This is a genomic window from Desulfuromonas thiophila (assembly GCF_900101955.1).
Lineage (GTDB): Bacteria > Desulfobacterota > Desulfuromonadia > Desulfuromonadales > Desulfuromonadaceae > Pseudodesulfuromonas > Pseudodesulfuromonas thiophila.
Genome location: NZ_FNAQ01000002.1, coordinates 124,409 through 145,995, shown reverse-complemented (window position 1 = coordinate 145,995; position 21,587 = coordinate 124,409). Strand labels below are relative to the sequence as shown.

General features: G+C 56.4%; 26 protein-coding genes. All 26 read right to left on the bottom strand.

All coding sequences use genetic code 11. The features are described 5' to 3' along the window. Nucleotides 1-9: 9 nt before the first annotated feature. The 26 genes from rplR to rplJ all read right to left on the bottom strand — a co-directional run bounded on the left by rplR (nt 10) and on the right by rplJ (nt 21,576). Nucleotides 10-369 (bottom strand): 50S ribosomal protein L18, encoded by a 360-nt coding sequence (gene rplR, locus BLR80_RS02950; RefSeq protein WP_092076125.1) that lies wholly within the window; start codon nt 367-369, stop codon nt 10-12. Nucleotides 370-398: 29 nt separating this feature from the next. Next, nucleotides 399-938 carry a 50S ribosomal protein L6 gene (gene rplF, locus BLR80_RS02945; RefSeq protein ID WP_092076123.1) on the bottom strand — a complete coding sequence of 180 codons (540 nt, stop codon included), beginning with the start codon at nt 936-938 and terminating at the stop codon, nt 399-401. A gap of 20 nt (nt 939-958) precedes the next feature. After that, nucleotides 959-1,357 (bottom strand): 30S ribosomal protein S8, encoded by a 399-nt coding sequence (gene rpsH / locus BLR80_RS02940; protein WP_092076121.1) that lies wholly within the window; start codon nt 1,355-1,357, stop codon nt 959-961. 20 nt (nt 1,358-1,377) lie between these two features. Continuing rightward, nucleotides 1,378-1,563, bottom strand: a complete 186-nt coding sequence (locus BLR80_RS02935; protein ID WP_092076119.1) for a type Z 30S ribosomal protein S14 — start codon at nt 1,561-1,563, stop codon at nt 1,378-1,380. Between the two features lie 22 nt (nt 1,564-1,585). After that, nucleotides 1,586-2,125, bottom strand: a complete 540-nt coding sequence (gene rplE, locus BLR80_RS02930; RefSeq protein ID WP_092076117.1) for a 50S ribosomal protein L5 — start codon at nt 2,123-2,125, stop codon at nt 1,586-1,588. Between the two features lie 13 nt (nt 2,126-2,138). Next, the gene (rplX, locus tag BLR80_RS02925; RefSeq protein WP_092076115.1) at nt 2,139-2,468 is read right to left on the bottom strand and encodes a 50S ribosomal protein L24; all 330 of its coding nucleotides are present in this window, start codon (nt 2,466-2,468) and stop codon (nt 2,139-2,141) included. A 22-nt stretch (nt 2,469-2,490) separates the two neighbouring features. Next, entirely contained in the window at nt 2,491-2,859 is a 369-nt protein-coding gene (gene rplN / locus BLR80_RS02920; RefSeq protein ID WP_092076113.1) for a 50S ribosomal protein L14, read from the bottom strand. Between the two features lie 15 nt (nt 2,860-2,874). Then, on the bottom strand, nt 2,875-3,135 hold the full coding sequence (gene rpsQ, locus BLR80_RS02915; RefSeq protein WP_092076111.1) for a 30S ribosomal protein S17: 261 nt from the start codon (nt 3,133-3,135) through the stop codon (nt 2,875-2,877). A 17-nt stretch (nt 3,136-3,152) separates the two neighbouring features. After that, nucleotides 3,153-3,344 (bottom strand): 50S ribosomal protein L29, encoded by a 192-nt coding sequence (gene rpmC, locus BLR80_RS02910; RefSeq protein ID WP_092076109.1) that lies wholly within the window; start codon nt 3,342-3,344, stop codon nt 3,153-3,155. Beyond that, entirely contained in the window at nt 3,334-3,759 is a 426-nt protein-coding gene (gene rplP, locus BLR80_RS02905) for a 50S ribosomal protein L16 (RefSeq protein ID WP_092076107.1), read from the bottom strand. The genes rpmC and rplP overlap by 11 nt, the downstream gene beginning before the upstream one ends. Before the next feature lie 25 nt (nt 3,760-3,784). Next, entirely contained in the window at nt 3,785-4,420 is a 636-nt protein-coding gene (rpsC, locus tag BLR80_RS02900; protein WP_092076103.1) for a 30S ribosomal protein S3, read from the bottom strand. A 20-nt stretch (nt 4,421-4,440) separates the two neighbouring features. Beyond that, on the bottom strand, nt 4,441-4,773 hold the full coding sequence (gene rplV / locus BLR80_RS02895; protein ID WP_092076101.1) for a 50S ribosomal protein L22: 333 nt from the start codon (nt 4,771-4,773) through the stop codon (nt 4,441-4,443). A gap of 18 nt (nt 4,774-4,791) precedes the next feature. Further along, nucleotides 4,792-5,070 carry a 30S ribosomal protein S19 gene (gene rpsS, locus BLR80_RS02890; RefSeq protein WP_092076099.1) on the bottom strand — a complete coding sequence of 93 codons (279 nt, stop codon included), beginning with the start codon at nt 5,068-5,070 and terminating at the stop codon, nt 4,792-4,794. A gap of 11 nt (nt 5,071-5,081) precedes the next feature. Beyond that, entirely contained in the window at nt 5,082-5,906 is an 825-nt protein-coding gene (gene rplB / locus BLR80_RS02885; RefSeq protein ID WP_092076097.1) for a 50S ribosomal protein L2, read from the bottom strand. Between the two features lie 30 nt (nt 5,907-5,936). Then, nucleotides 5,937-6,224, bottom strand: a complete 288-nt coding sequence (locus BLR80_RS02880) for a 50S ribosomal protein L23 (protein ID WP_092076095.1) — start codon at nt 6,222-6,224, stop codon at nt 5,937-5,939. Then, nucleotides 6,221-6,844: a 50S ribosomal protein L4 gene (gene rplD / locus BLR80_RS02875; RefSeq protein WP_092076093.1), complete on the bottom strand. Its 624-nt coding sequence runs from the start codon at nt 6,842-6,844 to the stop codon at nt 6,221-6,223. The genes BLR80_RS02880 and rplD overlap by 4 nt, the downstream gene beginning before the upstream one ends. 23 nt (nt 6,845-6,867) lie before the next feature. Continuing rightward, complete coding sequence (gene rplC, locus BLR80_RS02870) at nt 6,868-7,497, bottom strand: 50S ribosomal protein L3 (RefSeq protein ID WP_092076091.1); 630 nt, start codon at nt 7,495-7,497, stop codon at nt 6,868-6,870. Nucleotides 7,498-7,529: 32 nt separating this feature from the next. Then, the gene (gene rpsJ, locus BLR80_RS02865) at nt 7,530-7,838 is read right to left on the bottom strand and encodes a 30S ribosomal protein S10 (RefSeq protein ID WP_092076087.1); all 309 of its coding nucleotides are present in this window, start codon (nt 7,836-7,838) and stop codon (nt 7,530-7,532) included. A gap of 19 nt (nt 7,839-7,857) precedes the next feature. After that, complete coding sequence (tuf, locus tag BLR80_RS02860; RefSeq protein WP_092076061.1) at nt 7,858-9,048, bottom strand: elongation factor Tu; 1,191 nt, start codon at nt 9,046-9,048, stop codon at nt 7,858-7,860. 9 nt (nt 9,049-9,057) lie between these two features. Continuing rightward, a complete protein-coding gene (fusA, locus tag BLR80_RS02855) occupies nt 9,058-11,133 on the bottom strand; it encodes an elongation factor G (protein ID WP_092076085.1) in 2,076 nt (691 codons plus the stop codon). A 24-nt stretch (nt 11,134-11,157) separates the two neighbouring features. Beyond that, nucleotides 11,158-11,628 carry a 30S ribosomal protein S7 gene (gene rpsG / locus BLR80_RS02850; RefSeq protein WP_092076083.1) on the bottom strand — a complete coding sequence of 157 codons (471 nt, stop codon included), beginning with the start codon at nt 11,626-11,628 and terminating at the stop codon, nt 11,158-11,160. Between the two features lie 29 nt (nt 11,629-11,657). Continuing rightward, entirely contained in the window at nt 11,658-12,029 is a 372-nt protein-coding gene (gene rpsL / locus BLR80_RS02845) for a 30S ribosomal protein S12 (protein ID WP_092076081.1), read from the bottom strand. Nucleotides 12,030-12,219: 190 nt separating this feature from the next. Continuing rightward, nucleotides 12,220-16,392 (bottom strand): DNA-directed RNA polymerase subunit beta', encoded by a 4,173-nt coding sequence (gene rpoC, locus BLR80_RS02840; RefSeq protein ID WP_092076079.1) that lies wholly within the window; start codon nt 16,390-16,392, stop codon nt 12,220-12,222. Between the two features lie 27 nt (nt 16,393-16,419). Next, nucleotides 16,420-20,532 (bottom strand): DNA-directed RNA polymerase subunit beta, encoded by a 4,113-nt coding sequence (rpoB, locus tag BLR80_RS02835; RefSeq protein WP_092076077.1) that lies wholly within the window; start codon nt 20,530-20,532, stop codon nt 16,420-16,422. An 81-nt stretch (nt 20,533-20,613) separates the two neighbouring features. Next, nucleotides 20,614-20,997, bottom strand: coding sequence for a 50S ribosomal protein L7/L12 (gene rplL, locus BLR80_RS02830; RefSeq protein WP_092076075.1), 384 nt, complete (start codon nt 20,995-20,997; stop codon nt 20,614-20,616). A 60-nt stretch (nt 20,998-21,057) separates the two neighbouring features. Beyond that, the gene (rplJ, locus tag BLR80_RS02825; protein ID WP_092076073.1) at nt 21,058-21,576 is read right to left on the bottom strand and encodes a 50S ribosomal protein L10; all 519 of its coding nucleotides are present in this window, start codon (nt 21,574-21,576) and stop codon (nt 21,058-21,060) included. Nucleotides 21,577-21,587: the final 11 nt, after the last annotated feature.

Here is a 21,587-nt window from a genome sequence, read left to right as displayed (position 1 = left end):
CTCTTTCGATTAAAACACCAGGCCCGCTTCTCGCGCAGCGTCGGCCAGGGCCTTGACACGGCCGTGATAAATAAAACCGTTACGGTCAAAAACCACTTCCTTGATGTCCTTCGCAAGGGCCCGCCGGGCAATCTCTGCGCCTACTGCCTTGGCTGCCTCGACATTTCCCGTATAACCCAGGGCTTCGGTTACGTCCTTGCAGCGAGTAGAAGCTGAAACCAGCGCGGCACCCTTGGTATCCTCGATAATCTGCGCGTATATATGCTTCGCGCTGCGGAAAACGCACAACCGCGGACGTTCGGGTGTACCAACGACCTTGCGCCGCACACGCGCCTGACGCCGCTTTCTCGACTCCGCTCTTGATGTCATACCTGCCACGTTCTGTCTCCTGTAGAAAATTATTTCTTGCCGGTCTTGCCTGCCTTGCGCAGAATCCGCTCATCAGCGTATTTGATTCCTTTGCCCTTATAGGGCTCGGGACCGCGAAACGAACGAATCTTGGCAGCAGTGGCGCCGACCAGTTCCTTGTCGATACCACTGACCGTCATCTTGGTCTGTTTTTCGACCTCAACATTGATTCCTTCAGGCAGTGGATACTCAATCGGGTGCGAATACCCCAGAGCCAGATTCAGAGTGGAACCCTTGACATCGGCACGGTAACCTACGCCATTAATTTCAAGAACCCGCTGAAACCCCTTGGTCACGCCCTCCACCATATTGGCAATCAGGGTACGGTAGAGACCCTGCAGCGAGGTGTCGCGACGGGCGCTGGGCACCGGCGTCAGCACGATTTGCCCTGCCGTCACCTCAACCTGAACGGTTTTCGGGATCGTACGGGACAGCTTTCCTTTGGGCCCCTGCACATTCATCACACCATCGGACAGAGCTACTGTCACACCGGCGGGAATGTCAACAGGCCGTTTACCAATTCTCGACATTGTCTACACTCCTTCGCAGGCTACCAAACCGTACAGACCAGCTCGCCACCCACTTGGGCCTCGCGCGCTGCGACATCGGACAATACACCGCGTGATGTGGATACGATAGCGCAACCCAGGCCGTTGCGGACCCGAGGGATCTCCGCACAACCGACATAGAGTCGCCGGCCAGGCCGCGAAGCGCGGGTAATGTCATGAATGACATGCACATTGTTGTTGTCATATTTCAGATAAATACGCAGCTGGGCCTGCGGGCCGCCTGCGATTTCCTTGAAATTCTTGATATAGCCCTGCTCTTTTAGAACACTGGCGATGGCAACCTTCATCTTGTTCGAAGGCATCTCCAACTTCTGGTGCTTCGCCAGTCCCGCATTTCGAATACGGGTCAGCATATCCGCAATAGGATCCGTCATTGCCATGGATACAGCTCCTTAACTTGTTACCAGCTCGATTTCAGGACGCCGGGCAGCTTGCCTTCAAGCGCAAGCTTGCGCAGGCAGACACGACACATGTCGAACTTGCGGTAATAGCCACGGGGACGGCCGCACAGCGGACAACGTGTATACTTTCTCACCTGAAACTTCTGAGGCCGACTGGCCTTGATGATCATCGATTTCTTTGCCACAAACTCCTCCGATTCCGCCGGACTACTTCCGGAAAGGCAAGCCGAGACCAGCCAGTAACGCGCGGCCCTGCTCGTCATTGCGCGCGGTGGTCACGATGGAAATATTCAGTCCACCGACCTTCGCCACCTTCTCCAGATCAATCTCGGGGAAGATGATCTGCTCACGAATCCCCAGGGTATAGTTTCCGCGCCCGTCAAAAGCCTTCGGCGAAATTCCCTTGAAGTCGCGTACGCGTGGCAGCGCAATATTGATCAGCCGATCCAGAAACTCATAGGCGCGGTCGTGCCGCAGGGTCACCATGCAGCCAATCGGCATCCCTTCACGCAACTTGAAACCGGCAATGGATTTTTTTGCCTTGGTAATAACGGGCTTCTGGCCAGTAATGTTCGCCAGCTCCTCAACAGCGGACTCCAGAACCTTGATGTTCTGGATGGCCTCGCCAATACCCATGTTCACTACGACCTTTTCCACCCGCGGTACCTGCATCACATTGCTGAGCTGCAGGTCGTTGAGCAGTTTCGGTGCCAGCTCTTTCTTGTATAGATCCTTCAACCTGGCCATCTGGAATACTCCGTTACTTATCTACAATCTCGTTGCATTTCTTGCAGAAGCGCACCTTAGCGCCACTCTCAAGAACGCGGATACCGGTACGGGTCGGGCGATTACAGGCACCACAGACCAGCATCACATTGGAAGCGGAAATCGCCGCCTCTTTCTCAACGATGCCGCCTTCCTGATTGGCACGCGACGGGCGCGTGTGGCGTTTGACGATATTGAGGTTCTCGACCGTCAGGCGGTTCTTGTCAGCAAAGATTCGGCTAACCTTGCCCTGCTTGCCCTTTTCCTTGCCGGTCATGATCTGAACCAGGTCACCTTTTTTGACATGAAGCTTTTGTGCTGCCATTTAATTTATCTCCAGCCTGGGATCAGAGGACTTCCGGTGCCAGGGATACGATTTTCATAAAGCGACGGGCACGCAACTCGCGGGCCACCGGGCCGAAAATACGCGTTCCCACAGGTTCTCCGGCATTATTGACGACGACCGCAGAATTCTTGTCAAAACGAATGCAGGAGCCATCAGGTCGGGCAACCTCTTTCGCTGTCCGCACAATCACGGCGCGAACAACATCACCTTTTTTCACCTTGGAATTGGGCAGGGCTTCCTTGACCGAGCAGATAATGATATCTCCCAGTCCGGCATATTTTCGCTTTGAGCCCCCCAGAACCTTGATGCAGCACAGCTTCCGGGCACCGGAGTTGTCTGCGACATCAAGAGTGGTTTGCATCTGAATCATGATCGATCTCCCACGCTACAGTGACTTTTCCAGAATCTGACTGACGCGCCAACGCTTGTCACGCGACAACGGCCGCGACTCCACGATCAGAATCTTGTCACCGACAGCGCACTGGTTGTGCTCATCATGCGCCTTATACGTTTTTCTGCGCTTCAGATATTTTTTATAAACGGGGTGTTTTACCAGATCATCGATCTGCACGACAACTGTTTTATCCATCTTGTCGCTGGTAACAACCCCGATGAGTTTTTTCTTGTTTCGACGTTCAGCGGTCATTCGATCACCTCAAATTCCTAACGAGCAAGTTTCGTGTGCAGAACAGTTTTTACCCGGGCAATATCCTTCCGCAACTGAGGGATCTTCGCCGTATTCTCCAGATGACCTGTATGCAGCTGAAACTTCAGGTTGAACAGCTCCTGGCTGAGCTCCTGGGACTTCTTCTGCAGTTCTTCAACACTATAACCAGTCAGCTCACTAGCCTTCATTACTGCCTTCCTCTCTGCTGACAAACTTCGTCCGCACCGGCAGCTTGTGCGCCGCCAGACGAAACGCCTCGCGAGCGATTTCTTCAGAAACCCCCTGCATTTCGTAAAGCACCATGCCGGGACGAATCACGGCAACCCAGCTATCCGGTGAACCCTTACCTTTACCCATGCGGGTTTCAGCTGCCTTACGGGTCAACGGCTTATCGGGGAACGCGCGGATCCAGATCTTACCACCACGCTTGATATAGCGGGTCATGGCACGACGGGCGGCTTCAATCTGCCGTGAAGAGAGCCAACCACACATGGTGGCCTGAAGCCCAAAGTCACCGAAGTTGATTTCGGTTCCGCGGCTGGCTTCGCCCTTCATCCGCCCTTTAAATGTCTTTCTATGCTTAACCTTCTTGGGCATCAACATGACAACATACTCCTATCTGACTCGCCTACAGATCCCGCGAAAGAACCTCGCCCTTGAAGATGAGAACCTTTACGCCAATAATGCCGTAGGTAGTTTTAGCTTCGGCAAAACCGTAATCAATATCCGCACGCAACGTATGCAAGGGCACGCGACCTTCACGATACCACTCAGTGCGACTCATCTCGGCACCACCCAGGCGGCCACTGCAGGTAATTTTAATCCCCTGCGCCCCGAACCGCAGGGCCTGGCCGACGCTGCGCTTCATCGCCCGACGGAAAGCAACGCGACGTTCAAGCTGCAGCGCAACCCCTTCAGCAACCAGCTGAGCGTCCATCTCCGGCTTGCGAATTTCTTGGATGTTGAGAAAAATCTCTTTATCGGTGAGTTTGGCCAGCTCCTTTTTGAGCACCTCGACTTCAGAACCACGCTTACCAATAATAATGCCTGGACGTGCCGCAAAAATATTCAGCTTCATCTTGCCTGCAGCGCGCTCAATCTCGATTTTCGAAATCCCGGCGTGATACAGACGCTTTTTCAGATAATTCCGCAGCTTGAGGTCTTCGTGCACAAAACGCGAGTAGTCCTCATCTGCATACCATTTCGATTCCCAGGTCTTGATAACTCCCAGGCGAAATCCGACAGGATGAACTTTCTGGCCCAAACGATCACCTCCTTGATTGACTATTTCTCGCTCAGGACAACCTGAACGTGGCTGGTTGGTTTACGAATCTTGCTGGCACGGCCCTGAGCCCGGGGAATAAAGCGCTTGAGCGCCGGGCCCTGATCGACCGTAATGGTTTTGACAAACAGACGGTCGACGTCCGCCACACCCTGCTGCTCGGCATTCGCCACTGCAGACTGAACCAGTGCCGCAACGATGCCGGCGGGCTTCTGCGGCGAAAAACGCAGAATATTGAGCGCCTCCTGGACGCCTTTGCCGCGCACCATGTCGACCACCAGGCGTGCCTTCTGGGGTGACATGCGGACATATCTCAACTTAGCTTTAGCTTCCATCCGGGAACTCCGTTGCGTTTATTTTTTCTTGGACTTCTTGTCAGCGCCGTGCCCAAAGTAGGTACGGGTCGGGGCGAACTCGCCGAGCTTATGGCCTACCATGTTTTCGGTTACATAAACCGGCAAAAACTTCTTGCCGTTATGAACCGCAAAGGTATAACCAACAAACTCCGGGATAATGGTGCTGCGCCGGGACCAGGTTTTGATGACCTTATTGGAAGGCGCACCCCCCTGCGGGTCAATCTTGCGCAACAGGCAGTCCTGAACGTAAGGGCCTTTTTTGATCGAACGTGCCACGGCTTTCTCCTCTATTTGGTCCTGCGGCGAACAATAAAGCGATCGGTACGCTTGTTCGTGCGAGTCTTGTAACCCTTGGTCGGAATCCCCCAGGGCGTCACCGGATGACGGCCACCGGAACTTTTACCCTCACCACCGCCGTGAGGATGATCCACCGGGTTCATGGCCACACCACGTGACTGGGGACGCTTACCCAGCCAGCGATTGCGACCGGCCTTGCCGATCTTGATGTTTTCATGATCAATATTACCAACCTGACCGATGGTGGCACAGCAATCCTGCAACACCAACCGAACCTCACCAGAGGGCAGACGCAACTGGGCGTAACGACCCTCTTTGGCTGCGATCATGGCATAGGCGCCGGCACTACGGGCCAACTGGCCGCCCTTGCCGACACGCAGTTCGACGTTATGCACCCAAGTACCAACGGGGATCGAACGGATTGCCAGAGCATTACCCGGCTTGATATCGGCCGACTCGCTGGCCACAATTTCCGTCCCGACCTCCAATCCGGCCGGCGCCAGAATATAGCGTTTTTCCCCGTCAGCATAAGACAACAGGGCAATGCGCGACGAACGGTTCGGATCGTACTCAATGGAAACCACCCGAGCCGGTATTTCCTTCTTATCGCGCTTAAAGTCGATGATGCGATACTTGCGCTTGTGGCCACCGCCAGTATGGCGCTTGGTAATGCGCCCATAGTTATTGCGACCACCGGTTTTCTTAAGAGGCTCGACAAGAGACTTTTCCGGTGTCGCTGTTGTAACCTCCTCAAAAGCCGAGGCCGTCATGTTGCGCCGGCCCGGCGAGGTTGGCTTGAACTTTTTGATCGCCATTATTCTTACTCCGTATCCCTTAGACTGTCATCACACGCCAAAGAAGTCGATCGAGCTGCCTTCGGCAAGAGTCACATAGGCCTTCTTGCGATTGGGCCGCTTGCCAAACTGGCGACCAACCCGCTTGACCTTGCCGGCAACGATCAGGGTGTTGACCTCCTCCACCTTGACATCGAAGGCTTTTTCGACGGCCTGCTTGATTTCAATCTTGTTCGCATCGCGGGCAACCTCAAAAGCCACGACGTTGCCGCCTTCTTTCTGCATCGCGGTTTTTTCCGTCACCAACGGCTTCTTGATAATCTGATGGAGGGGTTTCATGACGCCAATGCTCCTTCCAGCTGCTCCACAGCTCCTTCCGTCATCACCAGGGCGTGATACTTCATCACATCATAGACGTTAACACCCTCAGGGCGCAACACCTTGACATTCCGAAGGTTACGAGCCGACAGTTCGACCTCGAGATTGGGCGCATCGACAACAAACAAGGCATCCTGCAGTTCGAAACGGTTCACCAGTTGGGCAAACTCCTTGGTGCTGATCTTGTCCATTTTCAGCTCAGACAGTACGGTCAGAGCATTTTCCTGAAACCGGCAGGACAGTGCCGAACACAGAGCCGCTTTTTTGACCTTACGGTTAAGCTTGAAGGCGTAGCTACGCGGACTCGGCCCGAACGCGGCACCACCACCAACAAAGTGCGGTGCACGGATGCAGCCCTGGCGGGCATTGCCGGTGCCCTTCTGCTTGTAGGGCTTTTTCCCACCACCAGAAACCGCGCTGCGGTTCTTGCTTGCTGCGGTACCCTGGCGGCGAGCCGCCAGCTGGTAACGCACCATATCATGAATCAGGTAGCCACGAACCTGCGTATCAAAGATACTGTCAGCAATTTCGCGCTCGCCTACCTGATTTTTCTGCATATCGTAAACAGTGATTTTAGCCATTGTTACTTCTCCCGTATCCCTGACTAGGCCTTGACCGCTTTACGGATGGTCACCAGGCCCTCTTTCGGCCCAGGGATCGCACCCTTGACCAGAATCAGGTTCTGCTCCGCCCGCACATCGACGATCTCAAGGTTCTGCACCGTCACCTGGGCATTGCCCATCTGGCCGGCCATTTTCTTACCCTTGAACACGCGAGAGGGCCAGGCGCTGCAGCCAATGGAGCCCGGCGCACGATGAAACTTCGAACCGTGAGTCGAACGACCACCGGAAAAATTCCATCGCTTGATGACCCCCTGAAACCCTTTACCCTTGCTTGTGCCGGTAACATCAACGATGTCACCAGCGGCAAACACATCGGCGCAGCGGATTTCCGCCCCTACCTCATACTCGGCAACATCCCCAGCCAATTCACGCAGGTAGCGAAACACACCCTTACCCGCCTTATTGAAATGTCCGAGCTCCGGCTTGGTCAGGCGCTGGGCCTTCTGTTCGTCGAAACCAACCTGTACCGCGCAGTAACCATCCGTCTCGGCCTGCTTTTTCTGCACCACCACACAGGGGCCTGCCTGAATCACCGTGACCGGAATCCGGTTACCGCTCTCGGTAAATATCTGGGTCATCCCCAGTTTTTTTCCAAGAATACCGTTTACCATTGTTTTATCCTCACCTTAATCCGTACTGAGTCCTAAAGCTTGATTTCGACGAACACACCAGCGGACAGATCAAGCTTCATCAGCGCGTCGACCGTCTGTTGCGTCGGATCAAGGATATCCAGCAGGCGTTTATGGGTCCGCACCTCAAATTGCTCGCGGCTGCTCTTGTCCACATGGGGACCACGAATTACGCAATACTTATTAATTACCGTCGGCAGCGGAATAGGCCCGGCTAGATGGGAACCGGTACGTTTTACCGTATCGACAATTTCATTCACCGCCATATCAAGCAGCTTGTGATCATACGCCTTCAGGCGGATTCTGATTTTCTGGCTAGACATCTGCAACCCCTATTAAAACTTAACCAAGAATTTCGCTGACGACACCCGCGCCGACAGTCCGACCACCTTCGCGGATGGCGAAGCGCAGTTCCTTGTCCATGGCGATGGGGGTGATCAGTTCGACGGTCATGGCGATGTTGTCGCCGGGCATTACCATCTCAACACCTTCGGGCAGCTCTACAATGCCGGTCACGTCGGTGGTACGGAAGTAGAACTGCGGCCGGTAGCCCTTGAAGAACGGTGTGTGGCGTCCGCCTTCTTCTTTGGTCAGAATGTAGGCTTCGGCCTTGAATTTGGTGTGCGGCTTGATGCTGCCGGGCTTGGCGAGCACTTGGCCGCGCTCGATGTCTTCGCGCTTGACGCCGCGCAGCAGCACGCCAACGTTGTCGCCGGCCTGACCCTGATCGAGCAGCTTGCGGAACATCTCGACACCGGTGACGGTGGTTTTGCTGGTGGCCTTCATGCCGACGATCTCGACTTCTTCCTGCACCTTGATGACGCCGCGCTCGATACGACCGGTGGCGACGGTGCCGCGGCCTGAGATGGAGAAGACGTCTTCTACGGGCATCAGGAACGGCTGGTCGATGGCGCGCTCGGGCTCGGGGATGTAGCTGTCGACCTGGCGCATAAGCTCGAGGATGGGTTCTTCGGCGGCTTCGCCGGTGGCGCATTCGAGGGCCTTGAGGGCGCTGCCGGGCACGATGGGAATATCGTCACCGGGGAAGTCGTAGGCGCTGAGCAGCTCGCGAACTTCCAGTTCGACCAGTTCCATCAGTTCGGCGTCGTCGACCATGTCGGCCTTGTTGAGGAATACAACGATGGCGGGCACGCCGACCTGGCGGGCAAGCAGGATATGCTCACGGGTCTGCGGCATGGGGCCATCTGCGGCGGACACGACCAGGATGGCGCCGTCCATCTGGGCGGCTCCGGTGATCATGTTCTTGACGTAGTCGGCGTGGCCAGGGCAGTCAACGTGGGCATAGTGCCGATTGACTGTTTCATATTCCACGTGGGAGGTGGCGATGGTGATGCCGCGCTCACGCTCTTCCGGGGCGTTGTCGATCTGGTCAAAGGCGCGCATCTGAGCCAGGCCCTGGCCAGCCATGACCTTGGTGATGGCGGCGGTCAGAGTCGTCTTGCCATGGTCGACGTGGCCAATGGTGCCGATATTGACGTGCGGTTTCTTACGCTCAAATTTTTCCTTGGACATGGCAGACTCCTAACCTTTCACCTTAGCAATAATCTCTTCTGAAATCGCCTTAGGAACCTGCTCGTAGTGATCAAACACCATCGAGTAGGTCGCACGGCCCTGAGTAGCGCTGCGCAGATCGGTGGCATAGCCAAACATGCTGGCCAACGGCACATGCGCACTGATCACCTGGGCGCCACCACGGGCATTCATCCCCATAATCTTGCCCCGGCGACTGTTCAGGTCGCCGATAACATCCCCCATGTACTCCTCCGGCACTACCACCTCTACCGCCATCATCGGCTCCAGCAGAACCGGATCTGCCTTGGCCGCACCGGCCTTGAAGCCCATGGAGCCAGCGATCTTGAAGGCCATCTCGGACGAGTCAACATCATGGTATGAACCGTCAAACACCGTTACCTTGACATCAACAATGGGGAAGCCGGCCAACACGCCATTGTGCGACGCCTCCTCGGCACCCTTGCCAACAGCCGGGATATATTCACGGGGGATGACACCACCCTTGATTTCATCAACAAACTCGAAACCAGCGCCGGGCTCCTGCGGCTCAATCCGCAGCCAGCAATCACCATACTGTCCACGACCGCCGGACTGGCGAACAAACTTGCCCTGAACCTCGACCTTCTTGGTAATCGATTCGCGATAGGCGACCTGAGGAGCACCAACATTGGCCACCACATTGAATTCACGCTTGAGCCGGTCGACAATAATCTCCAGGTGCAGTTCGCCCATGCCGGACAGAATGGTCTGGCCGGTCTCCTCGTCTGTCTTAACACGCAGCGAGGGATCCTCCGCCAGCAGTTTTCCCAGCGCGACGCCCAACTTTTCCTGGTCGCCCTTGGTCTTAGGCTCGATGGCGATATGAATCACCGGCTCAGGAAATTCCATGGATTCAAGCAGACAAACATTATTCGGATCGCAAAGCGTGTCGCCGGTGGTGGTGTATTTCAGCCCCACCGCCGCAGCGATATCACCGGAGTAGACCTCCTTGATCTCCTCACGCTTATTGGCATGCATCTTGAGGATACGACCAAGACGTTCTTTTTTATCCTTGGTGGAGTTCAGAACCGCCGTTCCAGCTTCAGCGATGCCCGAATAAACACGGAAGAAAGTCAGCGAACCGACGAAGGGATCTGTCATGATCTTGAACGCCAGCGCTGCAAAGGGGCCCTTATCATCAGCCGGGCGGGTAAGCTCCTCACCCTTCTCATTGACCCCTTCAATCGCAGGAACGTCGGTCGGGCAGGGCATGAAATCAACCACAGCATCAAGCAGCAGCTGCACACCTTTATTCTTGAACGAACTGCCGCAAATCACCGGATTGATCTGCAGAGCGATGGTCGCCTTTCGTACCGCCTGCTTGATCTCCTCAACGCTGAGCTCCTCTCCGCCGAGATACTTTTCCATCAAGGCGTCGTCATGAGAACACAGCTCATCCAGCATGGCCTCACGTGCGGCAGCAGCCTCGTCTGCGAGATCGGAAGGGATATCAACGACCTCGTACTTGGCTCCCATGGTCTCATCATCCCAGACCACGGCCCGCATACCAATCAGGTCGATCACACCACGGAAATTTTCTTCCTTGCCAATGGGAATCTGCAGCGGCACCGGATTGGCGCCCAAGCGGTCGCGCATCATGGCGACACCATTACTGAAGTCGGCGCCGATCCGATCCATCTTGTTGATGAAAGCCAGGCGGGGAACGCCATATTTGTCGGCCTGCCGCCAGACAGTCTCAGACTGAGGCTCTACGCCACCAACCGAACAGAATACGGCAACAGATCCATCGAGGACGCGCAGGGACCGCTCCACTTCGATCGTAAAATCGACGTGGCCGGGGGTATCAATGATGTTGATGCGGTGATCTTTCCAGAAACAGGTAGTCGCAGCTGAGGTAATAGTAATTCCGCGTTCCTGCTCCTGCTCCATCCAGTCCATGGTCGCTGCGCCATCATGGACTTCACCAATCTTATGCGAAACGCCCGTATAAAACAGAATACGTTCCGTCGTCGTCGTCTTACCGGCATCAATGTGCGCCATAATGCCGATATTGCGCGTATTTGCAAGAGATACTGTACGTGCCACTGCTCTACGTCCTCCAGACCGGTCCTACCAGCGATAATGGGCAAAGGCCTTATTAGCCTCAGCCATACGGTGCGTATCTTCTTTCTTCTTCACAGCAGAACCGCGATTGGCTGCGGCATCGAGCAACTCGCCCGCCAACCGCTCCCGCATGGTCTTTTCGCCACGATTCCGCGCTGCATTCATAACCCAGCGAATCACCAGGGCATTACGCCGGTCGGGCCGCACCTCAATGGGAACCTGATATGTAGAGCCGCCAACACGTCTCGACTTGACCTCCAGCACCGGCCGAACATTTTCAAAAGCTTTCTTGAAAATATCCAGGGCCTCTTCACCACTGCGCTGGGCAATCAAATCGAAAGCGCCATAGACAATCTTCTCAGCCACACTCTTCTTGCCGCCGACCATCAGGTAATTGACAAACTTGGTTACCAGACGATCATTGAACTTGGGATCCGCCAGAACGATCCGCTTCGCGATTTCTCTTCTTCTCGGCATCTTTTATCGACCTCTTGTAATCTTGAGTCCTACTTGGGACGCTTGGCGCCGTATTTGGAACGCGCCTGCATACGGTCCTTCACCCCAGCAAGGTCCAGCGCACCACGAACGATATGGTAACGAACACCCGGCAAGTCCTTGACACGGCCGCCACGCACCAGCACAACCGAGTGCTCCTGCAGATTGTGGCCGACACCTGGAATATACGAGGTGACAACGATGCCATTCGTCAGACGCACACGAGCAACCTTGCGCAACGCCGAGTTCGGCTTCTTCGGAGTCGTGGTATACACGCGGGTACAGACCCCGCGCCGCTGCGGATTCGACTTCAGCGCAGGCGCCGTCGACTTCCTTTCTTTCTTGTTGCGTCCCTTGCGGATCAGCTGATTGATTGTCGGCATTTCCTACTCCCGAAATTACTATTCACAGAATTGAAAGAACAGTGCTCCCCAAGCGGGGAAACCCGCGAACAGTAGCAACTGCCCAGCCCCTTGTCAAGAACCTTGTGCCGCTGCTCTGTTTTTTCCGCTAATGCAAAAAAGCCCGCCGGAACACCGGCGGGCGCTCAACCTGTCAGGCCCGTCTTTTTGCTCAGGCCAACTCCTCCATTCCCTCTTCGAGGACCTCGTCTTCAGGCCCCTCTTCATCGCGCACCACCTGACGAACCGGTTCCGGTTCGGGCTCCGGCGTCAGCAACCGCACACCCCGATATCTGGCAATGCCGGTCCCCGCCGGAATCAGCCGGCCCATAATGACGTTTTCCTTCAGTCCGCGCAAGTGATCAACCTTGCCTTCAATCGCCGCCTGAGTCAACACCTTGGTCGTCTCCTGGAACGAAGCTGCCGAAATGAATGACTCGGTCGACAATGACGCCTTGGTGATACCGAGCATGACCGGCTCGCCCACCGCCGGCATGCCGCCTTCGGCCAGTACCCGTTCGTTCTCAAGTTCAAATTCGCCACGGCCAACCTGGTCATCCAGCAGAAAATCGGTATCACCCACCTCACGGATGGCCACGCGCCGCAGCATCTGACGCACGATGGTTTCGATGTGCTTGTCGTTGATGGCAACACCCTGCAACCGGTAAACCTCCTGGACCTCGTCAACCAGATACTTGGCCAGATCCTTTTCACCCAGAATCCGCAAAATATCGTGTGGGTTGCGCGGCCCATCCATCAATGGCTCGCCCGCCAGTACCGTGTCGCCCTCGTGCACGCTGATATGCTTGCCCTTGGGAATGAGATACTCCACCGGCTCGCCAAATTCCGGCGTCACGACCACCTTGCGCTTGCCCTTGGCATCCTTGCCAAAACTGACCAGGCCATCAATCTCGGACAGCACCGCATATTCCTTGGGCTTGCGGGCCTCGAACAACTCGGCCACCCGCGGCAGACCACCGGTGATATCCTTGGTCTTGGTGGTTTCGCGCGGGATCTTGGCCAGCACGTCACCAGCGGCTACCAGTTCGTCATCCGGCACAATAATGTTGGCCCCAACCGGCAGCATATATCGGGCGGCCTGACCATTCGGCAGCTTGACCGTGCGGCCCTGATCGTCCTTCAGGGTGATACGCGGCCGTTTGTCACTGGCCTTGGTCTCAATGATGACCTTGCGCGACAAGCCAGTCACGTCATCGACCTTCTCTTCCATCGTCACACCGGCCGTCACGTCACCAAAATGCACCCGACCGTCAACCTCGGTCAGAATCGGCATGGTATACGGATCCCACTCGGCCAGCAAGGTTCCGGACTTGACTTGCTGTCCCTCACCCAGATGCAGGCGTGCGCCATACAAAAGTGCGTGACGCTCGCGTTCGCGGCCAGTGTCATCAACCACCGCAATTTCACCATTGCGGTTCATGACCACGTGATGGCCCTGCCGGTCAATAACCGTCTTGAGGTTAACAAACTGCAGGACACCATCGTAGCGCGCCTCAAGCGAGGTCTGCTCGGCCCGCCGGGACGCGGCGCCACCGATATGAAAGGTCCGCATGGTCAGCTGAGTACCCGGTTCGCCAATGGACTGGGCCGCAATAACCCCCACCGCTTCGCCCAGATTGACCATGTGACCACGTGCCAGATCGCGGCCGTAACAGGTGGCACAGATACCGTGACGACTTTTGCAGGTCAGCACCGAACGGATCCTAAGCTTGTCGATACCCGCATCCTCAATCCGTGCCACCAGAGCCTCAGTAATCTCCTGGTTGGCCGGCACCAGCACCTCGCCCGTCACCGGATCGCAAACATCCTCCAGCGCCGCACGACCAAGAATACGATCCCCCAGCGACTCGATAACCTCGCCACCCTCGACCAGCGAACTGACCAGAATGCCGTCAAGGGTACCGCAATCCCTCTCGGTGATAATGGCATCCTGGGCGACATCGACCAAGCGGCGCGTCAGGTAACCGGAGTTGGCGGTTTTCAGCGCGGTGTCGGCCAGACCCTTGCGGGCGCCATGGGTCGAAATGAAGTACTGTAACACCGTCAGACCTTCACGGAAGTTGGCCGTGATGGGCGTTTCAATGATTTCGCCGGAAGGCTTGGCCATCAGGCCACGCATACCGGCCAGCTGACGGATCTGCTGGGCACTACCACGGGCACCGGAATCCGCCATCATGTGGATCGCGTTGAACGAAGGCGCTTCGACGACCTCGCCGGTTTCGGAGGTGAAGTGATCAACGGAGAGATCGGCCAGCATGGTCGAGGCGATATCCTCGGTACATTTGGCCCAGATATCCACGACCTTGTTGTAGCGTTCGCCATCGGTGATCAGACCGTCCGTGTACTGGTTCTGAATCTCGGTCACCTCGGCCACCGCCGCATCAATCCGGTCCTGCTTATGGGCGGGAACGACCATGTTGTCGAGACAGATAGAGATCCCGGCCACTGTCGAGAATCGGTAGCCCGTCTGCTTGAGACGGTCGGCGAGGATAACCGTTTCCTTGTTGCCGGCCAAACGGAAACTGGCGTCGATCAGTTCGGCCACCTGCTTCTTGGTCATCACCTTGTTGACGTACTCAAACGGAATCTCTTCGGGCACCACTTCGCGCAGCAGGATGCGGCCGACCGAGGTGTCAACAATCTGCGGCGCGGCACCAACCGCCGGCTCCATCCGCACCCGGACACCGGCCTGCAGATCGACCTCGCCCGAATCGTAGGCAATGCGCACCTCGTCCGGCGAGGTGAACACCTTGCCCGACCCCTTGACGAAGGGGCGGATACGCGACATGTAGTAGATGCCCAGAATCATATCCTGCGACGGCACGATGATCGGCTTGCCATTGGCCGGTGACAGGATGTTATTGGTCGACATCATCAGCACCCGCGCTTCGATCTGGCTTTCAATCGACAGCGGCAGATGCACCGCCATCTGGTCACCGTCAAAGTCGGCATTGAAGGCGGTACACACCAGGGGATGGAGTTGAATCGCTTTCCCCTCGACCAGCACCGGCTCGAATGCCTGGATCCCCAGGCGGTGCAGCGTCGGTGCGCGGTTGAGCATCACCGGATGCTCGCGAATCACATCCTCAAGGACGTCCCAAACCTCTGGCTTTTCCTTTTCCACCAGTTTCTTGGCGCTCTTGATGGTCGTGCAGTAGCCACGCTCCTCCAGCTTGTTGTAGATAAAAGGCTTGAACAGCTCCAGGGCCATCTTTTTGGGCAGACCGCACTGGTGCAGCTTCAGTTCCGGCCCAACGACAATAACGCTACGACCGGAATAGTCGACACGTTTGCCCAGCAGGTTCTGACGGAAACGGCCACCTTTGCCCTTGAGCATGTCCGACAACGATTTCAGCGGCCGCTTGTTCGGTCCCGTAATGGCCCGACCTCGACGACCGTTATCGAACAGGGCGTCAACCGCTTCCTGCAGCATGCGTTTCTCGTTGCGGATAATCACCTCGGGCGCCCGCAATTCCTTAAGCCGTTTCAAACGATTATTGCGGTTGATAACGCGGCGGTACAGGTCATTCAGGTCGGAGGTGGCGAAACGGCCACCATCGAGCGGCACCAAAGGCCGCAGTTCCGGTGGCAGCACCGGAATCGTCTCCAGAATCATCCACTCGGGACGGTTGCCACTGCGCAAGAAGGCGTTGACCACCTTCAGACGCTTGGCGACTTTTTTACGCTTGGCCTCGCTGGTGGACTCACGCATCTCCAGCCGCAGGCTCTCGGCCAGTTCCTCCAGATTGAGCGATGCCAGCAACTCACGAATGGCCTCGGCGCCCATGCCGGCGGTGAACTGGCCGGCAAACTCGTCCATCAGCTCGCGGTAACGGTCCTCCGCCACCACCTGGCCAACCTCCAGCGTTGTTTCTCCCTTGTCGAGCACGACATAGGCCTCGAAGTAGAGAACCTTCTCCAACTCCTTGAGGGTCATGTCGAGCAGGGTACCAATACGGCTCGGCAACGACTTGAGGAACCAGATGTGCGCCACCGGGCAGGCCAGGTCGATATGGGCCAGGCGTTCGCGCCGCACCTTGCTCGGAATCACCTCGACACCACATTTTTCACAGACAATGCCGCGGTGCTTCATGCGCTTGTACTTGCCGCAGTTGCACTCGTAATCCTTCACCGGGCCGAAGATCTTGGCGCAGAACAGGCCATCGCGCTCGGGCTTGAAGGTGCGGTAGTTGATGGTTTCCGGCTTTTTGACTTCACCGAAGGAGCGCTCACGGATGGTTTCCGGCGAGGATACCGACAGGCGGATGGTATCGAAGCTCAACGGATCCTTCGGACGCTCAAACAGGCTGATAATGTCTTCCAAAACAGGTCTCCTTACGGGAAGGCAGATTTATTCCTCATCCTCTTCCAACAGTTCCACATCCAGGCACAACGACTGCAATTCCTTGATGAGAACGTTGAAAGACTCCGGCAAGCCAGCTTCCAGGGTGTGGCGGCCCTTGACGATGGCCTCGTACATGCGGGTTCGGCCGGCCACATCGTCGGACTTGACCGTCAGAAACTCCTGCAGCGCGTGAGAGGCTCCGTAGGCTTCCATGGCCCAAACCTCCATCTCGCCAAGCCGCTGGCCGCCGAACTGGGCCTTGCCGCCGAGGGGCTGCTGGGTCACCAAGCTGTAGGGACCGATGCTGCGGGCATGAATCTTATCATCTACCAGGTGATGCAGTTTGAGCATGTACATAATCCCGACGGTGACCTTTTCCTTGAACGCCTCGCCGGTCTTACCATTGTAGAGCGTCATCTGGCCGGAATTGTGATAGCCCGCCTTTTCAATCTGCTGTTTGATGATCTGCTCACTGACACCTTCGAAAACCGGCGATGCCAGTGGCACACCCTGTGCCAGCCGACCGGCCAGCTTCTGCAGGTCGCGCTCCGGCAACGCATCGACAAAGGTGCTGACGCGCTCGTCCTCGTAGATCTCCTTGATCTTGTCGCGCACCGCCTGCAGGGCCTGCTGCTGATCCAGCAGTTTCTGAATCTGCTCGCCAAGACCACGGGCCGCCAGGCCCAGATGGATTTCAAGAATCTGGCCTACGTTCATACGGGAGGGCACGCCCAGCGGATTGAGCACAATTTCCACCGGTGTACCATCCTCGGTGTAAGGCATGTCCTCTTCCGGCAGAATGCGCGACAGAACGCCCTTGTTACCATGACGACCAGCCATCTTGTCGCCAACCGACAGCTTGCGCTTGATGGCGATATAGACTTTAACCATCTTGATGACGCCCGGCGGCAGATCGTCACCGCGCTTGATCTTGTCGATCTTGTCAGCAAAAACCGCCTTGATGACCTCTTCACGCTCCTTCAGGCGCTGCAGCAACTCGGCCACGCGCTCCTCAGTGGCAACATCGTCCACCAGGGAGATCTCGCTCAAGCGGTCAAGGGGCACAGCGTCCAGGCTGCCGGCCTCGATGGGTGCATTCTTTTTCAGCACAATGCGATCATCGCGATCGGTCACCGAAACGGCCACCCTCTTGCCCGCCAGCAGGTCGTCAAGCTTGTGACGGGCGGATTCACGCAGGATACGAATCTCGTCGTGCTGATCCTTGAGCAGCTTGTCGATTTCCTGCTGTTCGATCTTCTCGGTGCGAGCATCCTTGTCGGCTCCCTTGCGCGAAAACACGCGGGCGCCGATCACCACCCCCTCGACGCCGGGTGGCACCCGCAGCGAGGTATCACGCACATCGCCGGCTTTCTCACCGAAGATGGCGCGCAGCAGTTTTTCCTCCGGCGACAACTGGGTTTCACCTTTCGGGGTGATCTTGCCCACCAGGATATCCCCCGGCTTGACCTCGGCACCAATGCGGATAATACCGCTCTCGTCGAGATCCTTCAGGGCATCATCACCAAGGTTGGGGATATCGTCGGTAATCTCCTCCTTGCCCAACTTGGTGTCACGCGCCACACACTCGAACTCTTCAATATGCACCGAGGTGTAACGATCTTCCTTGACCAGTTTCTCGGAAATCAGGATCGAGTCTTCGAAGTTGTAACCTTCCCAGGGCATGAAGGCGACCAGAACGTTTTGCCCCAGCCCCAGCTCACCCCACTGGGTAGAGGGGCCATCCGCAATGATGGCACCCCGCTTGACCCGGTCGCCGACCTCAACAATCGGCTTCTGGTTGAGACAGGTATTCTGGTTGGAGCGAATAAACTTGATCAGGTTGTAGATATCCACACCGGTGCCGGTCTCATCGTTCTGCCCTTCGTCGATCCGCACAACAATACGACCAGCATCGACCGATTCGACCACGCCATCGTGCCGCGCCACCACGGCGGCGCCGGAATCGTGGGCCACGATGCGCTCCATACCGGTGCCCACCAGAGGGGCATCAGCCCGCAACAGTGGCACGGCCTGACGCTGCATGTTCGATCCCATCAGGGCACGGTTGGCATCGTCGTTCTCCAGGAACGGAATCAACGAGGCAGCAACGGACACCAACTGCTTGGGTGAAACGTCCATCAGCTTGATTTCTTCACGGCGCAGCATCATGAACTCGCCGTTGAGGCGGGCATTAACCACCTCGTTGACGAAGCAACCCTGCTCATCAAGAGAGGCATTGGCCTGGGCGATGGCATGGCCCTCCTCTTCCAGCGCCGAAAAATAGCGGATTTCCTCGGTTACCTGACCGTCCTTGACCAGGCGGTATGGCGTTTCAACAAAGCCATGCTCATTGATGCGGGCATAGGTCGACAGTGAGGCGATCAGGCCGATATTCGGACCTTCCGGCGTCTCAATGGGACAGACACGGCCGTAGTGCGTCGGATGGACGTCACGCACCTCAAAACCAGCCCGTTCGCGGGTCAGACCACCCGGTCCCAAAGCCGACAGACGACGTTTATGGGTAATTTCCGACAGCGGATTGGTCTGATCCATAAACTGAGACAGCTGTGATGAGCCAAAAAACTCCTTAACCACAGCCGAAACCGGTTTGGAATTGATCAGATCATGAGGCATCAGGCTGTCAACCTCCTGCAGACTCATGCGCTCCTTGATGGCACGCTCCATCCGCACCAGGCCGACACGATACTGGTTTTCCAGCAGTTCCCCCACTGCCCGCACCCGGCGATTACCAAGATGGTCAATATCGTCGATAGCGCCCTTGCCGTTGCGTAGATCGATCAGATAGCGCACCACCTCCAGAATATCTTCCTTGGTCAGCGTGCGATGCTCCAGAGGCACCTCCAGACCAAGTTTATAGTTCATCTTCAGGCGGCCGACGACAGACAGATCGTAGCGTTCAGCATTGAAAAACAATCCCTCGAACAGAGCCGCAGCACTGCGCTGGGTCGGGGGATCTCCCGGCCGCAACCGGCGATAGATTTCAATGATGGCATCTTCCGGCGTCTTGACCGAATCCTGCAGCAGGGTGTCACGCAGATAGGAACCGACATAGACGTTATCGATGAAAAGCACTTCCACCTGATCAATGCCGCGCTCACGCAGCAGCTGCAGACCGGCTTCGGTGATCTCCTGGTTGCATTCGAGCAGAATCTCGCCAGTCTGGGTATCGATCACATCACAGGCGGCAACCCGCCCCAACACATCCTCTTCACTCACCGGAATAGTCTCGAGCCCACCATCGGCAATCTTACGCACAGCCGCCTTGGTGAACTTGCGCCCGGCTTTGAGCACCACCTGCCCTTCAGCATCCAGCACATCGACACTGCTGCGCTGCCCCTGCAACAGTTCCAGATTGACCTTCTTGGCTAAGCTGCCATCGGTGCCGAAGCAGAGGATCTCGGTATCGTAGTAATAGCGCAGCAGCTCTTCAGCGGAATAGCCCAGGGCCTGCAGCAACACCGTTGCCGGCAACTTGCGGCGCCGGTCGATGCGGACATACAGCAGATCCTTATGATCGAAATCGAAATCGAGCCAGGATCCGCGATAGGGAATCACCCGGGCATTATACAGCAGCTTGCCGCTGGAATGGGTTTTGCCGCGATCATGATCGTAAAACACCCCTGGAGAGCGATGCAGCTGGCTGACGATAACGCGCTCGGTGCCATTGATGATGAAGGTACCGTTTTCCGTCATCAACGGAATCTCACCGAAATAGACCTCCTGCTCCTTGATGTCGCGGATCGACTGGACCTGGGTATCCTTGTCGACATCCCAGGACACCAGACGCACGCGCACCTTGACCGGCGCGGCAAAAGTCATTCCGCGCTGATGGCATTCATCGACATCATATTTAGGCGTTTCCAGCACATAGGAAACGTATTCCAGCGAGCAGGTCTCGCTGAAATCACGGATTGGAAACACCGAACGGAAAACTGCCTCAAGGCCGATATTCTGGCGCGATGCCGGTGGCACATCGGCCTGCAGAAAACGCTTGTAGGAATTTTTCTGGATGTCAATGAGGTTGGGGATCTCGATGATTCGCTGAACGTCAGAAAAGTGCTTGCGCAACAGCTGGTTATTCGCAACCGAATAAGCCATGATCACTCCTTGGGGAAAGAACGCAGAACAGCCAAGGCCGCAGAGCGACCTTGGCTTAGAGCGGAATTATCGAGCCAGAAACTACTTGAGTTGAACAGAAGCGCCTGCTTCTTCGAGCTGCTTCTTGATGTTCTCTGCCTCTTCCTTGGGAGCGGCTTCCTTAACCGTGCTGGGCGCACCGTCAACCATGTCCTTGGCTTCTTTCAGGCCCAGGCCGGTCACAGCACGGACAACCTTGATGACATTGATCTTCTTATCGCCAGCCGAAGCCAGGATGACGTCGAACTCGGTCTTTTCTTCTTCAGCCGGGGCGGCAGCAGCAGCCGGGCCAGCGGCGGCAACGGCAACCGGCGCAGCGGCAGAAACGCCAAACTTGTCCTCCAGCTCCTTGACCAGCTCAGCCAGCTCCAGAACCGTCATTTTCTCGATGAATTCAATTACCTGCTCTTTGGTGATCTCGGCCATTGTTTTTCTCCATCCGGGTAATAACGTAAACGTATGAACTACGATAAATGATCTGGCGGATCAAGCCGCCTTCTTGTCTTGGATCGCGGCCAGCACCTGCACAAACGAGCGCGGTATCGCGGCCAGCACACCGACAAAATTGCTGACCGGGGCATTGATTGAACCCAATACCCGAGCCAGAAGCACTTCTCGGCTGGGCAGCTCGGACAATGCCTGGATATCGTCTGTTGACAGCAGCTTGCCATCAAGTGCGCCTGACCTCAGCTCAAAGACCTTGCTGCCCTTGGCGTAGTCTGACAACACCTTCGCCGGAGCGACGGGATCATCCTGCACAATGGTGATTGCGGTCGGACCAGCAAGTTGCGCATCAAGGCACTCAAAACCGGTATCCTTGGCAGCAATACGCAGCAAGGTGTTTTTGACCACGCGGTATTCTGCTCCAGTTGCACGCAGTTTGCCACGCAGATCATTCACCTGCTCGACTGTCAGGCCACGATAATCTGCCAGATAAGCCGCCTTGGCCGTTCTGAGTTTGCCGGCGAGTTCTTCAACCAGCTGACGTTTTTTCTGATCGTCCATTCCCTCTCCTC

Coding starts and splice junctions, on each gene's coding strand:
- rplR (WP_092076125.1), bottom strand. CDS start 369: ATGACATCAAGAGCGGAGTCGAGAAAGCGGCGTCAGGCGCGTGTGCGG.
- rplN (WP_092076113.1), bottom strand. CDS start 2,859: ATGATTCAGATGCAAACCACTCTTGATGTCGCAGACAACTCCGGTGCC.
- rplV (WP_092076101.1), bottom strand. CDS start 4,773: ATGGAAGCTAAAGCTAAGTTGAGATATGTCCGCATGTCACCCCAGAAG.
- BLR80_RS02880 (WP_092076095.1), bottom strand. CDS start 6,224: ATGAAACCCCTCCATCAGATTATCAAGAAGCCGTTGGTGACGGAAAAA.
- rpmC (WP_092076109.1), bottom strand. CDS start 3,344: ATGAAGGCTAGTGAGCTGACTGGTTATAGTGTTGAAGAACTGCAGAAG.
- rpsG (WP_092076083.1), bottom strand. CDS start 11,628: ATGCCGAGAAGAAGAGAAATCGCGAAGCGGATCGTTCTGGCGGATCCC.
- rplL (WP_092076075.1), bottom strand. CDS start 20,997: ATGGCCGAGATCACCAAAGAGCAGGTAATTGAATTCATCGAGAAAATG.
- rplP (WP_092076107.1), bottom strand. CDS start 3,759: ATGTTGATGCCCAAGAAGGTTAAGCATAGAAAGACATTTAAAGGGCGG.
- rplD (WP_092076093.1), bottom strand. CDS start 6,844: ATGGCTAAAATCACTGTTTACGATATGCAGAAAAATCAGGTAGGCGAG.
- rpoB (WP_092076077.1), bottom strand. CDS start 20,532: ATGGCTTATTCGGTTGCGAATAACCAGCTGTTGCGCAAGCACTTTTCT.
- rplX (WP_092076115.1), bottom strand. CDS start 2,468: ATGGCAGCACAAAAGCTTCATGTCAAAAAAGGTGACCTGGTTCAGATC.
- rplC (WP_092076091.1), bottom strand. CDS start 7,497: ATGGTAAACGGTATTCTTGGAAAAAAACTGGGGATGACCCAGATATTT.
- rpsJ (WP_092076087.1), bottom strand. CDS start 7,838: ATGTCTAGCCAGAAAATCAGAATCCGCCTGAAGGCGTATGATCACAAG.
- rplB (WP_092076097.1), bottom strand. CDS start 5,906: ATGGCGATCAAAAAGTTCAAGCCAACCTCGCCGGGCCGGCGCAACATG.
- tuf (WP_092076061.1), bottom strand. CDS start 9,048: ATGTCCAAGGAAAAATTTGAGCGTAAGAAACCGCACGTCAATATCGGC.
- rpsL (WP_092076081.1), bottom strand. CDS start 12,029: ATGCCGACAATCAATCAGCTGATCCGCAAGGGACGCAACAAGAAAGAA.
- rplF (WP_092076123.1), bottom strand. CDS start 938: ATGTCGAGAATTGGTAAACGGCCTGTTGACATTCCCGCCGGTGTGACA.
- rplJ (WP_092076073.1), bottom strand. CDS start 21,576: ATGGACGATCAGAAAAAACGTCAGCTGGTTGAAGAACTCGCCGGCAAA.
- rpsQ (WP_092076111.1), bottom strand. CDS start 3,135: ATGACCGCTGAACGTCGAAACAAGAAAAAACTCATCGGGGTTGTTACC.
- rpsH (WP_092076121.1), bottom strand. CDS start 1,357: ATGGCAATGACGGATCCTATTGCGGATATGCTGACCCGTATTCGAAAT.
- rplE (WP_092076117.1), bottom strand. CDS start 2,125: ATGGCCAGGTTGAAGGATCTATACAAGAAAGAGCTGGCACCGAAACTG.